This window comes from Rhizobium sp. Leaf321 (assembly GCF_001423215.1).
GTDB classification, from domain to species: Bacteria; Pseudomonadota; Alphaproteobacteria; order Rhizobiales; family Rhizobiaceae; genus Neorhizobium; species Neorhizobium soli.
Genome location: NZ_LMOF01000006.1, coordinates 43,277 through 57,820, shown reverse-complemented (window position 1 = coordinate 57,820; position 14,544 = coordinate 43,277). Strand labels below are relative to the sequence as shown.

Annotated in this window: 14 protein-coding genes; 8 read left to right on the top strand and 6 right to left on the bottom strand. The window is 61.6% G+C overall.

The features are described from left to right. Window positions 1–7: 7 nt before the first annotated feature. The 3 genes from ASF70_RS06650 to ASF70_RS06640 all read right to left on the bottom strand — a co-directional run bounded on the left by ASF70_RS06650 (window position 8) and on the right by ASF70_RS06640 (window position 3,330). Entirely contained in the window at window positions 8–961 is a 954-nt protein-coding gene (locus ASF70_RS06650; protein WP_062454957.1) for a sugar ABC transporter permease, read from the bottom strand. A 170-nt stretch (window positions 962–1,131) separates the two neighbouring features. Beyond that, entirely contained in the window at window positions 1,132–2,388 is a 1,257-nt protein-coding gene (locus ASF70_RS06645) for an ABC transporter substrate-binding protein (RefSeq protein ID WP_062578544.1), read from the bottom strand. 18 nt (window positions 2,389–2,406) lie between these two features. Then, window positions 2,407–3,330 (bottom strand): N-acetylmuramic acid 6-phosphate etherase, encoded by a 924-nt coding sequence (locus ASF70_RS06640; RefSeq protein WP_062578542.1) that lies wholly within the window; start codon window positions 3,328–3,330, stop codon window positions 2,407–2,409. Window positions 3,331–3,535: 205 nt separating this feature from the next. Here ASF70_RS06640 and ASF70_RS06635 point away from each other — a divergent pair, with 205 nt between their 5' ends. The 4 genes from ASF70_RS06635 to nagA are packed head-to-tail and all read left to right on the top strand — an operon-like array spanning window position 3,536 to window position 7,380. After that, on the top strand, window positions 3,536–4,429 hold the full coding sequence (locus tag ASF70_RS06635) for an N-acetylglucosamine kinase (RefSeq protein WP_062578540.1): 894 nt from the start codon (window positions 3,536–3,538) through the stop codon (window positions 4,427–4,429). Continuing rightward, a complete protein-coding gene (locus ASF70_RS06630; RefSeq protein ID WP_062578538.1) occupies window positions 4,426–5,190 on the top strand; it encodes a GntR family transcriptional regulator in 765 nt (254 codons plus the stop codon). Before ASF70_RS06635 ends, ASF70_RS06630 begins: the two co-directional genes overlap by 4 nt. A gap of 10 nt (window positions 5,191–5,200) precedes the next feature. Further along, window positions 5,201–6,229 carry an SIS domain-containing protein gene (locus ASF70_RS06625; protein ID WP_244473987.1) on the top strand — a complete coding sequence of 343 codons (1,029 nt, stop codon included), beginning with the start codon at window positions 5,201–5,203 and terminating at the stop codon, window positions 6,227–6,229. Further along, on the top strand, window positions 6,226–7,380 hold the full coding sequence (gene nagA / locus ASF70_RS06620) for an N-acetylglucosamine-6-phosphate deacetylase (RefSeq protein WP_062578533.1): 1,155 nt from the start codon (window positions 6,226–6,228) through the stop codon (window positions 7,378–7,380). The genes ASF70_RS06625 and nagA overlap by 4 nt, the downstream gene beginning before the upstream one ends. Window positions 7,381–7,392: 12 nt before the next feature. On the opposite strand, the gene ASF70_RS06615 is transcribed toward nagA, so the two are convergent. From ASF70_RS06615 to ASF70_RS06605, 3 genes are all read right to left on the bottom strand, one after another. Next, the gene (locus ASF70_RS06615) at window positions 7,393–8,775 is read right to left on the bottom strand and encodes a sensor histidine kinase (RefSeq protein ID WP_062578531.1); all 1,383 of its coding nucleotides are present in this window, start codon (window positions 8,773–8,775) and stop codon (window positions 7,393–7,395) included. Beyond that, window positions 8,772–9,449, bottom strand: a complete 678-nt coding sequence (locus ASF70_RS06610) for a response regulator transcription factor (protein ID WP_062578528.1) — start codon at window positions 9,447–9,449, stop codon at window positions 8,772–8,774. The genes ASF70_RS06615 and ASF70_RS06610 overlap by 4 nt, the downstream gene beginning before the upstream one ends. A gap of 84 nt (window positions 9,450–9,533) precedes the next feature. After that, on the bottom strand, window positions 9,534–10,040 hold the full coding sequence (locus ASF70_RS06605; protein WP_062454227.1) for a DUF1993 domain-containing protein: 507 nt from the start codon (window positions 10,038–10,040) through the stop codon (window positions 9,534–9,536). A gap of 165 nt (window positions 10,041–10,205) precedes the next feature. On the opposite strand from ASF70_RS06605, the gene ASF70_RS06600 reads away from it, so the two are divergent. From ASF70_RS06600 to ASF70_RS06585, 4 genes are all read left to right on the top strand, one after another. Then, window positions 10,206–11,273: an ABC transporter substrate-binding protein gene (locus tag ASF70_RS06600; protein ID WP_062578526.1), complete on the top strand. Its 1,068-nt coding sequence runs from the start codon at window positions 10,206–10,208 to the stop codon at window positions 11,271–11,273. 230 nt (window positions 11,274–11,503) lie between these two features. Continuing rightward, entirely contained in the window at window positions 11,504–12,448 is a 945-nt protein-coding gene (locus ASF70_RS06595) for a tripartite tricarboxylate transporter substrate binding protein (RefSeq protein ID WP_062578524.1), read from the top strand. Then, window positions 12,445–12,933, top strand: a complete 489-nt coding sequence (locus tag ASF70_RS06590) for a tripartite tricarboxylate transporter TctB family protein (RefSeq protein WP_062454230.1) — start codon at window positions 12,445–12,447, stop codon at window positions 12,931–12,933. Before ASF70_RS06595 ends, ASF70_RS06590 begins: the two co-directional genes overlap by 4 nt. 22 nt (window positions 12,934–12,955) lie before the next feature. Further along, a complete protein-coding gene (locus ASF70_RS06585; protein ID WP_062454231.1) occupies window positions 12,956–14,473 on the top strand; it encodes a tripartite tricarboxylate transporter permease in 1,518 nt (505 codons plus the stop codon). The last annotated feature ends 71 nt before the right edge of the window (window positions 14,474–14,544 follow it).

Genomic DNA, 14,544 nt, shown 5'->3' with positions numbered 1-14,544 from the left:
ACGCCCTCTAGAACTGGTAGCGGCGCATGCGCCGCTGGATGGCAAAAAGGTAAAACGAGACGCCGGCGAGAATGATGACGAACATCACCGCTGCGATCGTTGCCCCCATGGAGCGATCTCCGAGTTGCAGCTGGAAACCGAAGAAGGTGCGGTAGAGAAGCGTGCCGAGAATATCCGTCGACATATCAGGGCCCGCAAGCGCGCCCTGCACCGTGTAGACCAGATCGAAGGCGTTGAAATTTCCGACGAAAGTCAGGATCGAGATGATGCCGATCGCCGGCAGAATGAGCGGCAGCTTGATCTTCCAGAACTGGCTCCAGCCGGTAATGCCGTCGCATTCGGCAGCTTCGACCACCTCTTCGGGGATGCTGAGCAACGCCGCATAGATCAGCATCATGGGTATGCCGACATATTGCCATACCGAAATCAGGGAAACGGCAATCAGCGCCGGCCCGGACTGACCGAGCCAAGGCGCAAACAGCCATTTGGCACCGGCAAGGCTCATCAGCCAGGGCGCAACGCCCCAGATGGGCGAGAGGATGAGCTTCCAGATAAAGCCGACGATGACGAAGGAGAGAAGCGTCGGAAGAAAGATGGCGGTGCGGTAAAAGGCGGCGAAACGCAGTTTCGGCAGCGACAGGAGTGCTGCGAGCGCAATGCCGATCGGGTTCTGCACGCACATGTGGATGGCGAAGAAGATCAGGTTGTTGGTGAGCGCATTCCAGAAATCGCGCGCCCAGCGCACATCACCGAACAGGACCTGGTAGTTTGCAAAGCCGACGAAGGACTGAGCACCATCGACAGTGTTGTAGAACGAAAGCCTGAGCGTCTCGATCAGCGGCAGGATCATGATCGCCGTGTAGACCAGCAGCGCCGGCGCCATGAAGACGACGATATGCCAGCGGAACGGGCGCTTGATCGATACCAGCTGCAGGGCAGATGAAGGGTGGATGTCGCTCATGGCTTTGCCTGTTTTCTTGTGCTTGCGCTGGCGCAGCATGATCACGATACCTCCCCCTTGAAGGGGGAGGTCGCAGCGAAGCTGCAGGTGGGGGTGACACCACACGCACAAGGATCACCCCACCCCGGCCCGTCGGGCCGACCCTCCCCATCAAGGGGAGGGTAAGCTTGTCACTTACCTGGCTTGTACCAGCTGTCGAGGCCCTTCTGGAGCTTTTCGGCGGCAACGGCCGGGGTATCGGTGCCGTTGATGACGTTGGCCGATTCGACCCAGGTCTCGTTTTCGAGGTTCGGGGTGCCGCGCGACAGGATTTGATAGGTCGAGCGGACCGTCGGCTTGTATTTTTCACGCCAGGAAACGAATTCCTGCGCCATCGGATCGGCCATCTTCACCGGCGACGAATTCAGGCTGAAGAAGCCCGGAAGAGAATTGGCGTAGATCTCGGCGAATTCCGGCGAAGCAACCCAGGTAAGGAACTTCTTGGCTTCTTCCGGATGCTTGCTCTTGGTGTTCAAGCCAACGCCGATATCCGGATGGTCGGAGATGTAGCCGGTTTCGCCAGCCTTCAGGACCGGCGGCGGGAACGCGCCCATCTTGAACTGGGCCTGGCTGGTGAACAGCGCGATTTCCCACGAACCGGCTGGGAAGATCGCCGCGCGGCCGAGCGTGAAGAGGTTCTGGCTATCGGCATAGGTCTGGGCTTCGAAACCGTCGCCGAGATAGGGCTTCCATTTGGCCAGCTCTTCGTAGGGCTTGACCCATTCCGGATCGGTCAGCTTCTGCTTGCCTTCGATCAGCGCCTTGCGGCCTTCCTCGCCCTTCCAGTAGTTCGGGCCGATGTTCTGGTAGCCCATCGTTGCGGCTTCCCAGAGATCCTTGGTGCCCATGGCAAGCGGGATGAACGTACCGTCAGCCTTGATCTTGTCGAGCGCGGCGTAGAATTCCTCGTTCGTCTTCGGCACCGCGATCTTCAGCTGGTCGAAGGCGTCCTTGTTGTAGATGAAGCCGTGGATGACGGATGCCATCGGCACGCAGAAGGTGGACTTGCCGTCGTCTGTCGACCAGGCGGCCTTGGCGACCGGCGAGAAATTGCTCATGCCCGACAGGCTGGTGAGATCGACGAGCTGCTTCTTGTTGAAGAGTTCGAGCGAGGCATCGAACGGACGGCACGTGATGATGTCACCGGCAGAGCCTGCATCGAGCTTGGCGTTGAGCGACGCATTGTACTCGGTCGGTGCGGTCGGCGAGAAGTTGAGCTTGATGCCGGGGTTCTTCGCTTCGAAGGCCGGGATCAGCTTTTCTTTCCAGATCGCCAGATCGTCATTGCGCCAGCTCTCGATGTTGAGCGTGACATCGGCCGCAGACGCTGCGCCCGCAGACGCGATCACCGTCGTGGCCAAAAGAATTGTTTTCAACAGGCTGTTCATGCTGTTCTCCCTTATTGGTTAGCGCCTTGCGGCGCGAGTCTCGGTCGTTTCCGTCATCTTCAGTTCCGCAAGTGCTTTCCTCAACACCTGATCGAAACGAATAAGCAGCGATTGTGCGGCGTCGATATCGGGGGCGCCTTCAGCCAGAAGCACGGCGATCTTCACCGATCCGTCCGCCACCTGCAGATATCTTACCGCCTCGTCGGCAGTCACGCCTGCGATATCGGCAACCATGCCGGCGGCGCGGGTGCGCAGCTTGGCATTGTCGGCGCGCAGATTGACCATGTGTCCGTCATGCACGTGACCGAGCTTGATCGCAGCCAGCGTCGACAGCATGTTGAATGCAAGCTTCTGTGCGGTCCCCGCGCCCATGCGCGTCGATCCAGCCACCATTTCCGGCGGCGTTTCGAGGAGGACGGCGACATCGGCATGATTGAAAAGGGGTGCATCGGGATTGTTGGCGAGTGCCACGACCCTGGCGCCACGGGCCCGCGCGAGCTCGGCGATCTTCAGAACGTAAGGCGTCGAGCCGCTTGCAGAAACGGCGAGAACGCAGTCTCCCGCCGCAATGACCGCTGCATCCTGATCGGCCAAGGCGACATCATCCTCCGGCGCGCCTTGTAGGTCGGCCAGAACGGACGTTCCGCCGGCAAGAAGAAGGACGATCTGCTCGCGTGCAATGCCGTAGGTTCCGGGAAGCTCGAGCGCATCGGCCATGGCCATCAGGCCGGAGCTGCCGGCGCCTGCATAGACAAGCTTTCCGCCACGCCTCAGAGCCGACGCAATGAGTTCCGCGGCATCCGCAAGAGCGGGGATCGCCGCATCGACGCTCTTGGCCGCCTGCTGCTGACCGGACGCCAGAAGCCGAAGGATTTCGGTCGGGGCGCGCGTATCGAGCCCTTCCGTATTCCCATGCCTGGCTTCGGTGGCTGTTTGGCTCATCCGTTTCTCCCTCAAGCAAAATGATGCCAAAAAAATACCAATTGTCCAGCAGGAAATTAACGAAAGTTACCAACTGAAACATGGCAGCTGGCGCTTAGGACTAATAATCGAGTTAAATTAGCGTGTTAGCGCCGCTCTGTCCGCATCAATAATTTCGCGCTTGGTAAATGGTATTTTTTTGGTATCATTCTTCGTGGAGGTATCCATGGCGGATTACGTGATCGGGATAGATGGCGGCGGGACAAGCTGCCGGGCGGCGCTGGCCGATAGGAACGGCACCCTGCTCGGCCGCGGCAAGAGCGGTGCCTCCAATATCCTGACCGATCCCGACACTGCCCTCAGGCATATTGCTGAAGCCGCAGAGCTGGCGTTCGAAGATGCTGGGCTCACGCCGGATCTTTCATCCGCATCTGCAATCCTGGGTCTTGCCGGCAACAATGTCGGCGGCGCGGTGGGCTATGTGACCGAACGTCTCCCCTTTGCCAGATCGCAGATCGTTTCTGACGGCGTCATCGCCTTGCAGGGCGCGATCGGTGACGAAGACGGTGCGATCGGCATCGTTGGGACCGGGACCGTCTACATCATCCGCAGCCACGGTCAGTTCAGATCCGTCGCCGGCTGGGGGTTTCAGGTGAGCGATCTGGGCAGCGGCGCAAGGCTCGGGCAGCTCGCGCTGCAGGAAACCCTGCTTGCCTTCGACCGGATAAGGCCGATGACGCCGCTCTGCGAGGCGATCTTGGCCGAGTTCGACAACAATCCGGAACTGATCGTCGATTTTGCCAGGCTGGCCAAGCCTGGCGACTTCGGGCGTCAGACGCCAAAGGTCTTCGACTTTGCACGGCGTGGCGACGAGACGGCTTTGCGTATTTTACATACCGGTGCAGCCGGCATCGACGAAGCGCTCGATACCGTTACCGCGCTGTCGGGCGACAAAACAAAACTCTGCCTGCTCGGCGGTCTCGCACCGCTCTATCCTCCCTATCTTGCCGAGAGGCACAGGCTCCGTCTTTCCGAGCCGCGGGCCGACGCACTGACCGGCGCCGTTGAACTGGCTGTGAAGGCCTTCGCAACCGGAGCCCGGATGGAGGCGTGCGCATGAGCGACACGCTGACGGCCATCTTGCCCCTCGACGGCCTGCAATCCGGTGGCTCCGGCCCGCTTTATCTCAAGCTGCGCCAGAGCCTGGAAGATGCGATCCGGTCCGGCAAGCTCGGCCATGGCGACGCGCTTCCTGCGGAGCGGGATCTTGCCGACTATGCCAGCGTCAGTCGCGTCACGGTGCGCAAGGCCGTCGATGATCTCGTCCGGGACGGGCTTCTGACCCGCCGCCATGGATCCGGGACCTTCGTGGTAAAACCGCTGTCGCGCGTCGAGCAACCCCTGACCAAGCTGACATCGTTTACCGAGGACATGGCACGGCGTGGCCTGGTTTCCCGATCGGAATGGCTGGAGCGCGGACTGTTTCATCCCTCGCCTGAGGAAATGATGATGCTGGGTCTTGCGCCCGGCACGATGGTTGCCCGGATAGGACGGCTGCGCTTCGGCAACGACATGCCGCTTGCGATCGAGCGCGCCAGCATATCGGCTGAATTCCTGCCCAACCCGGTGTCGCTCCAGCAGTCCCTTTATGCGGAACTGGAAAAGAAGGACGCGCGGCCGGTGCGTGCCATCCAGCGGATTTCCGCAACCAACCTGAAAAAGACAGACGCCGGCCTGCTTGAAGTGCCCATCGAGGCGGCGGGACTGTCGATCGAACGCGTTTCCTACCTGGCCTCCGGCCGGGTGGTGGAGCTTACCCGCTCGCTTTACCGCGGCGATGCCTATGATTTCGTGGCCGAGCTTTCGCTCGGCGACAGCTGATCAGACGAGGATGACGATGAAGACCCATATGCGCCAGGAAATCGACGAGATACCGGAGGCGACGGCCCGATTGCTCGACCGTTCGGCGGCAGACATTGCCAAGGCCGGCCAGGCCCTGCGCGACAAGGATCCGGCCTTCCTGGTAACGATCGCGCGCGGCTCCTCCGATCATGCCGCGACGTTCATCAAATATGCGATCGAGCTGACGGCGGGGCGCCCGGTTGCCTCGCTCGGACCGTCGCTTGCCTCGATCTACGGTGCCAATATGCAGCTTGGCGGTGGCGCTGCGATCGCCATCTCCCAGTCCGGCAAGAGCCCGGACATCGTCGCGATGGCGGAGGCTGCGACCCGGTCAGGAGCGGTGACGATTGCGCTGACCAATACGCTCCCGTCGCCGATCACCGAGGCATCGCTTTATGGGGTCGACATCAATGCGGGTCCGGAAATTGCCGTTGCGGCAACCAAGTCCTTCGTCAGCTCGATTGTCGCCGGTCTCGCCCTTCTCTCCGAATGGACCGGTGACGACGGGCTGAAGGCGGCGGTTCGCGCCATGCCCGGCCATTTCGATGAAGCCATCAAGCTCGACTGGAGCGCGTTTGCGAGCGAACTCGGCGACGCTGATTCGCTCTATATGCTCGGCCGTGGCCCGGCGCTAGCAATCGCCAGCGAGGCTGCGCTCAAATTCAAGGAAACGTCCAACATGCATGCGGAGGCCTATTCTGCGGCCGAAGTCCTGCATGGTCCGGTGGCGCTCGTCGAAAAGCGCTTTCCGGTGCTGACATTTGCCGCAAGGGACGCGGCGGAAGCTTCCGCCGTCCAGATCGCAGACAGTTTCGCGACCAAGGGCGCGCTCGCCTACGCGACCTCCGACCGAGTCACGGCTGCCCGAAAGCTGCCCTTCGTCGCAACAGGCCATCCGCTGACCGACGCGCTGGCGCTGATCGTGCCGTTTTACGGTTTCGTCGAAGCATGGTCGCGCTCTAAAGGGTTTGATCCCGACCAGCCGGCAGCCCTTAACAAAGTCACTGAAACCCTATGACCGACCTCAAGGCTCTGACTGCAAACCGCATCTTCGACGGCGCCGACTGGCATGAGAATGCCGCGGTCGTGTTTTCGAACGGCCGGATCGATCACATCCAGCCTTCGGCTTCGCTCGCACCTGAGATCGAGAGGATCGACGGTGGCGAGATCATCGCTCCGGGTTTTATCGACCTGCAGGTCAATGGCGGCGGTGGCGTGCTCCTCAACGAAGAGCCGACGGTCGAGGGTATCGCCACGATCTGCGCCGCCCATGCGAAGTTCGGGACGACGGCACTGTTGCCGACCTTGATCACCGACACGCCTGACATTTCCGCCCGGACTGTTGCCGCCGGTATCGATGCGAAGACGCGGGGCATTCGCGGCTTTCTCGGACTGCATCTGGAAGGACCGCATCTGTCCGTTGCCCGCAAGGGAGCGCATGATCCTACGCTCATCCGTCCGATGGAGGATCGCGACCTCGATCTGATGCTCTCCTGCGGACGGGCGCTCGATGTGCTGATGGTGACCATTGCGCCGGAAAGCGTGACACAAGAACAGGTCACAAAGCTCGCTGACGCCGGCATCATCGTCAGCCTCGGTCACACGGAAGCAAGCTACGATACGGCGGCGGCCTATGCCAAGGCCGGCATTCGCACCGTCACGCATCTCTTCAACGCCATGAGCCCGCTCGGTCACCGCGAACCGGGGCTGGTCGGGGCGGCGCTCGATACCGGAGCGCTTTATGCAGGCCTGATCGCCGATGGCATCCACGTCCATCCCGCGGCAATGGGGGCAGCGTTGCGCGCCAAAGCCGGTCCGGGAAAGATATTCCTGGTGACCGATGCGATGTCGACGATCGGGACAGACATGACATCCTTCACGCTCAACGGCCGCGAAATTCTGCGCAAGGATGGCCGGCTGACCCTTGCCGACGGGACACTGGCCGGCGCCGATATCGACATGATCTCGTCGGTTCGATACGTGCACCGCAATCTAGGCCTGTCGCTGGAGGAGGCCCTGCGCATGGCATCTGCCTATCCCGCGCAAGCTGCTCGCATCGAGAACCGGAAAGGCTTTCTGAAGCCCGGATATGATGCGGATTTCGTCGTGCTTGGCGCGGATCTTTCCATGAAAAGCACCTGGATTTCAGGAGAATGCGCGTACGCTTAAGGGCTGAAGGGCCTATCCCGCCAGCGGGAAATCGATCCGGACTTTCAGGCCTGTGCCGCCTGAGCCATCGTGAAGCGACAGGGCAGCGCCGTGAAGGCGGGCGATCTCTTCGACGATCGGCAGTCCGAGACCGGTGCCGGATGCATCGCCACGGCCGAGACGTCCGAACCGTTCGAGTACGATAGCTCGTTTCTCAAGCGGAATGCCCGGACCGTTATCCTCCACCTCGAGCCGGGCCGTCTCGTCGATCCGTTCGATGCGGACGGTGACCTCCGTGCCGGAGCCGGCATGAAGGATCGCATTGACGATCAGGTTCTTCACCAGTTCGCCGATCAGCAGCGGCTCGACGTTGACTTGCGCTGCGCCCTCTCCTTCGAACCCGAGGTCGATGCCGCGATCGGCGGCGCCCGGAACATGATCGCCCGTCAGGCCACGGACCAGATCGGTGAGATCGAGCCTGCGGAACGCTGCAGAGCGCCCGGCGGCATCGATCTTTGCCATCAGCAGCAGTTGCGCGAGGATATGTTCGGCACCGGCGACAGCTTCATCCGCCTTGCGGACCGCCGTCTTTGCCGTTGCCAGATCGTCCGCCCGGTCGGCAAGTGCGAGCTGTGTGCGCACGATTGCAAGCGGAGTTCGGAGCTGGTGGCTGGCATTGCCGGTAAAGTGGCGCAGGGCATTCAACGCGCTTTCGAGCCGCACCATGAATGAATTGACCGTATCGACCAGACCCTGGACCTCGTTCGGCACTCTTTCTCCGATCGGATGCAGATCGTCCGGGCTGCGCTCGGCGATCGCTTCGCTGAAGCGATAGAGCGGACGAAGCGACAGCGTGACGGCGATCCAGACGATCACGGCGGCACCGATGATCATGAAGAGAATTCGCAGCGCCGAGCGTATCAGGATGGTGCGCGTCAGCTGTTCACGGGCCATGGTGGTTTCGGCGACCGTGACGACGAAGGGAACCGAGCGGATGCCGGTCGACGCGGATCTGGCAAGGACGGCGACCCGGATGGGCTCGCCCCGAAAGCTGGCGTTCTCGAACGCCACCGCCTGGCCCTCCCGACGCGCGATGGAGGGAAGGTTCTGGTAGCCGGTGATGAAGGTGCCGGGCGGCCCGTCGACGCGGTAGAAGACCCGGTCCTGCGCGGCAGAGGTCAGCATTTCCAGCGCCACATAGGGGATGTCGACCTCGAGCGCTCCGTCTTCCGCGACGATCACGCGCTCGGCGATTGCGAGAGCCGACCCCGCAAGCACGCGATCGGACACTTCATTGGCCGTATCGAGCGCCTCATCCCATGTGTCGAACATGGCGACGCCACCGATCAGCGCCGTCGAGAGAAGCAGCCACGCTAGGAGGCGGCGGCGGAGCGAATAGGCGGCTGTCGGCGTCATTCCGGAGAGGCCATTTTCTCGAGATAATAGCCGATGCCGCGGGCGGTCTTGACGGTCAGGCCGTAGACCGCAAGCCGCTTTCTTAGTCGGCTCACATACTGCTCGATCGCATTGGACGAGAGGTCTTCGTCGAACCCTGTCAGCGACCGAATGATCGCCTCCTTGGACACGACCTTTCCGGCCCGCATGAAGAGGAGTTCGAGAAGGGCCACCTCGCGGGCAGGGATATCGAGCGGTACGCCCTGGCTCGAAAAGGTTCGCGACGTCAGATCGAAAGTAACGCCGCCATAGGTGACGACAGAGCTTCGAAGGCCCGCCTGGCGGCGAAGAAGGACGCGGATGCGCGCCTCGAACTCCGGCACGTCGAACGGTTTCGTCATGTAATCGTCGGCGCCGAGATCGAGGCCTTTGACCCTCTCTTCCGGCGTGCCGCGGGCGGTGAGGATCATCACCGCCGCCCGGTTCTGGCGGGCGCGCATGGCCTTCAGAACATCGAGACCATCCATTTCGGGAAGGTTGAGGTCGAGAATAACCAGATCGTAGCTTTCGGCGGCGACCGTTGCCTCCGCCGACGTTCCGTCGGCCACGAGATCGACCACATAGCCGCTGCCGCGCAAAATCGCGGCAAGGCCCGATGCCAGCGTCTGATTGTCTTCGACAAGAAGGATACGCAAACCGTCATTTCCCCGTTCCGGCTGACTCTTATCGCCGGGACGCGGGGTTGTCACTGGACAGAGCAGCGTCTGCCGATAGCTCGCCTAGCTACGGCCGAGATAATCGGTCTTGCCGATGGGTACGCCTTTGTGGCGGAGGATCGCGTAGGCGGCGGTGAGATGGAAATAGAAGTTGGGCAGGGCAAACCCGAGAACGTAGTCGGTGGCTGTGAATTTCATCTCGCCGGACCGGGTCTTCAGCACGACCTCGGCCTCGTCGCGACCGGACATGCTGGCGGGAACGACGGTCTTCAGGAAGGCGACCGTCTTGTCGATGCGGGCATGGAGATCCGCAAACGTGACTTCGTTATCCTCCATCGCGACGTTTTCGAGCTGGCCGACGCGCACCGGGACGAACTTGGCCGTGTCGCTAGCGCGCTGGATCTGACCCGTCAGCGGCAGCATGTCCTCGATCAGGCACGCTTCGAGAAGCTGGCTGTGGGGAATGCCCTTCTCGTCGGCGAAGGCTTCGGCCTTCTTCAGGATCTCGGAGAGATTGGCAAATCCACGGATAAAGGCCGGGACGGAGACGTCGTAGAGGGAAAGCGACATGGTTATGACCTCAAAGGGCTGGTGGGGAAATCGCCATTGACAGGTAATAACGGCGACCGGCAATACAACAGGGGAGCGGTAAACCGCGAGCCCTGCATTCCGGACGCCAGTGATGGATTTCCAACGGCTTGCCGCAAGCGCCCGGGTCGGGCATTCTTGCCCGCAATGAAAAAGCTTCTCCTCTGTCTTTGTCTCATCGCTGCGCCGCATCTGGCCGTCGCGGAAGTGCTGATGTTTCCTGCCCTTTCGGGCAACAAGGATGCGCCTGTCCTTACCGTCTATTCGTCGCTGGACGAGCCTCTTGCCAAGCCGATGATCACAGGCTTCCAGGCGTCCAACCCAGATGTGGCGGTGTCCTACGAGGACATGCTGACGGGAGAGATCTACGACCGGATCGTGCGGGAGACCGACGCGGGCCGCAAGACCGCCGATTTCGCGTTTTCGTCGGCCATGGATCTCCAGGTCAAGCTTGCCAATGACGGTTACGCCCAGGCGAGCGACCTGCCGATGAGCGGGCGATGGCCCGAATGGGCGAACTGGCGCAATACGGTTTACGCGCTGACCTTTGAGCCGGCCGTGTTCGTCTACAACAAGCCGAGTTTCAAGAACGAGGCGCCGCCTGCCACCCGCGCCGAGTTCATCGCGTTTCTGGCGCGCCAAGGCGACCAGGCGCATGGCCGCATCGGCACCTACGATATCGAACGCTCCGGCGTCGGTTTCCTGTTCATGTCGCGCGACCAGGAACAGTTCGGCGACATCTGGTCGGTGGTGCGGGCGATGGGCGAGGCAGGCGTCAAACTCTATTCGACAAGCGGCGCCATCCTCGAGAGGGTGGCGGATGGCCGTTTCCTGATGGGTTACAATATCGTCGGCTCCTATGCCGCCGACTGGGCCTCGCGGAACCCGAATGTCGGGATCGTGCTGCCGAAGGATTACACGGTAGTCATGTCGCGTATCGGGCTGGTGCCGCAAGCAGCTGAACGTGCCGATCTCGGAAAGCGCTACCTCGAATTCTTCATGTCGAAGGAGGGTCAGACGATCATGGCCCGCGAACTGCAGATCCCGGCCGTCAGTCCCGAAGTGTCCGGCAACAACACCGCAACGACGATGCGCGAGATGCTGGGCGGCCAATTGAAGCCGGTGCCGGTCAGTCTCGGGCTGATGGTCTATCTCGATCAGGTGAAACGGGCGCGGCTGATCTCGAAATGGAACGAGGTCTTGCGCCAGCAGTGATCAATTCTGGCGATTTTGAGGCATTTACCCTTGTCAAACAGACGCAGTCAGGGAAATGTCAGGTAGATGTCAGCTTGTTATGCTGCCTTAGAACCATTCGAGACCCGTTCGGAGGCGGACTCGATCGGTGACGGGAGGAGATCAACGGACGGCACCAGTCCGCTCAAATCGATCCTACCGTTGCGCCATCAAAGATTTCGTCCAAAAGGACGTCAACGGAGGACATACCCTTGAAACATTTTCTCATCGCATCTTTCCTCGCGGGCGCAGTCGCCTTCCCGGCCGTAGCGGCTGACTATTCGGTCATGGCACCGGCAGCGCCGGGCGGCGGCTGGGACCAGACGGCCCGCACCATGCAGGTCGCCCTGCAGCAGGAGAAGATCTCCAACCGCGTCCAGGTCATGAACGTTCCGGGCGCCGGCGGCACGATCGGCATCGCCCAGTTCGCCAGCCAGCAGAAGGGCAACCCGAACGCTCTGATGGTTGGCGGTTACGTCATGGTCGGCGCAATCCTCACCAACAAGTCGCCGGTAACCCTGAAAGACGTCACACCGATCGCACGCCTCACCGGCGAATACGAAGTGATCGTCGTCCCGACATCTTCCGACATCAAGACGATGGCGGATCTGGTCACCAAGCTGAAGGCTGATCCGGGTTCCGTATCCTGGGGTGGCGGTTCGGCTGGCGGCACCGACCATATCGGCGCTGGCCTCATTGCAAAGGCTGCCGGCGTAGACCCGACCAAGATCAACTACATCGCGTTTTCCGGTGGCGGCGAAGCGCTTGCCGCGATCCTGGGCAGCCAGGTGACGGCCGGCATTTCGTCCTACGGCGAATTCGAATCGCAGATCAAGGCCGGCTCGCTGCGCCTGCTGGGCATTTCGTCCGACAAGAAGATCGACGGCATCGATGCCCCGACGCTGAAGGAATCCGGTCTCGACGTCGTGCTGCAGAACTGGCGCATGGTTGCCGCTGCTCCCGGCATTTCCGAGGAGCAGAAGAAGACCATCACTGCCGACATCGAGAAGCTGGTAAAGTCCAAGACCTGGCAGGATAACCTGAAGACCAAGGGCTGGATGGACACCTACCTCTCCGGTCCGGCCTTCGATGAGCAGCTCGCAAAGGATATCGCTGCGACGGAAACCATCCTGAAGGACATCGGACTGGTCAAATGAGTTCTGAAAACACGACTACCGAACAGCGCCGCCCTGATTGGGCGGCGCTTGCCATTGCAGCCGTACTCGCGATCGTCGCCGCCGTCATCTTCATCGATGTCTCGCGGCTGACGAGTACGACTGGCTACTCGCCTGTCGGCCCCGCCTCCGTGCCCTACTGGATCGCTTTCGGCCTGATCGGCCTTGCCATCTGGACGGTCTTTGCGGCATTCCGTCGGGATTTCCCCGCGCGCGAACGGCAGGAATTCGGGCCCGTCGCCTGGGTTGTCGCCGGGCTTCTCGCCCAGATGATCCTGATCCGGTTCGTCGGGTTCTCGATTGCGACAGGCCTGCTTTTCGCTTTCGCCGCACGCGGCTTCGGTGCCCGTCGGCTGCATATCAGCATTCCGATCGGCATCGCGATCTGTCTCGCCATCTGGTACCTGTTTGCGGGCGTCCTGCAGCTTTCCCTTCCCGCCGGTCCGCTGGAAAACCTGCTCCTTTAACTTGGAGCCAGAGAGTTAATCCATGAGCACTTTCGAATTCCTTCTTCAGGGTCTGGCCTCTGCCGCAGAGCCGATGAACCTGTTTTACGCGCTCGTCGGCGTAACGCTCGGCACGATGGTCGGCGTGCTGCCCGGCATCGGCCCGGCAACCACCGTCGCGCTGCTTCTGCCCGTTACCTACCAGCTGGATGCGACCGGCTCGCTGATCATGTTTGCCGGCATCTATTACGGCGGCATGTACGGGGGATCGACGACCTCGATCCTTCTCAACACGCCAGGCGAAAGCGCCTCGATCGTGACCGCGCTCGAGGGCAACAAGATGGCCCGTGCAGGACGCGGGGGGCCAGCGCTGGCAACAGCTGCGATCGGATCCTTCGTGGCCGGTCTGATCGCCACGCTCGCGCTTGCCTTCGTTGCACCCTATATCGTGAAGCTTGCCCTGGTGTTCGGTCCGCGCGAATATTTCGCGCTGATGGTTCTCGCCTTCGTCACAGTCTCCTCGGCTTTCGGAAACTCGACGCTGCGTGGCCTGACATCTCTGTTCATCGGCCTTGCTTTGTCGCTTGTCGGCATCGATCAGCTGACCGGCCAGAACCGCCTCTCCTTCGGCGTACCTGACCTTCTCGACGGCATCGAGGTCACGACCATGGCGGTTGCCATGTTTGCGATCGGCGAGACGCTGTTTATCGCCGCCCAGGGTGCCCAGGCTCCCGACAAGGTGGAAGCGATCAAGGGCTCCGTGTGGATGACCGCCCAGGACTGGGCGCGTTCTTGGAAAGCCTGGTTGCGCGGGACCGTCATCGGCTTCCCGATCGGCGCAATGCCGGCCGGTGGTGCCGAAATCGGCACGTTCCTCTCCTATGCGACCGAGAAGCGTCTTTCCAAGCATCCTGAAGAGTTCGGTAATGGTGCGATCGAAGGTGTTGCCGGTCCGGAAGCTGCCAACAACGCGTCCGCCGCCGGTACGCTTGTGCCGCTTCTGACGCTCGGTCTTCCGACGTCGGCGACGGCCGCCATCATGCTGGCCGGTTTCCAGCAATATGGCCTGCAGCCGGGCCCGCTGCTGTTTGTCACCAACCCGCAGCTGGTCTGGGGACTGATCGCTTCGCTTCTCATCGCCAACCTGATGCTGCTGGTATTGAACCTGCCGCTGGTCGGTCTGTGGGTGAAGCTCTTGACGATCCCGAAGCCTTGGCTCTATGCCGGCATTCTCGTGTTTGCGACGCTTGGCACGATTGGCGCAAATCCGTCGGTGTTCGAGCTTGGCATGCTGCTCGTCTTCGGTCTCGTTGCCTACATCATGCGCGTGTTCGATTACCCGATCGCGCCTGTGATCGTCGGCCTGATCCTTGGCCCGCTGGCCGAGCAGCAGTTGCGCCGTGCCTTGTCGATCAGCCAGGGCGACGTGACGGTGCTGTTCACCTCGCCGATCGCCGCAGGCCTGCTGCTCGTGGCAGCGGCTGCCCTGATCGTACCGCTGGTGCTGCGCATGCGCGGTCGTGGCAATGTGCTGAACCAGATGGCTGCCAGCGAAGACTGAGAAACCCAGACTTCCCAAACGAAACAAGCCCGGTCTTCCGAATGGAGGCCGGGCTTTTTGTTTTCCTGGGG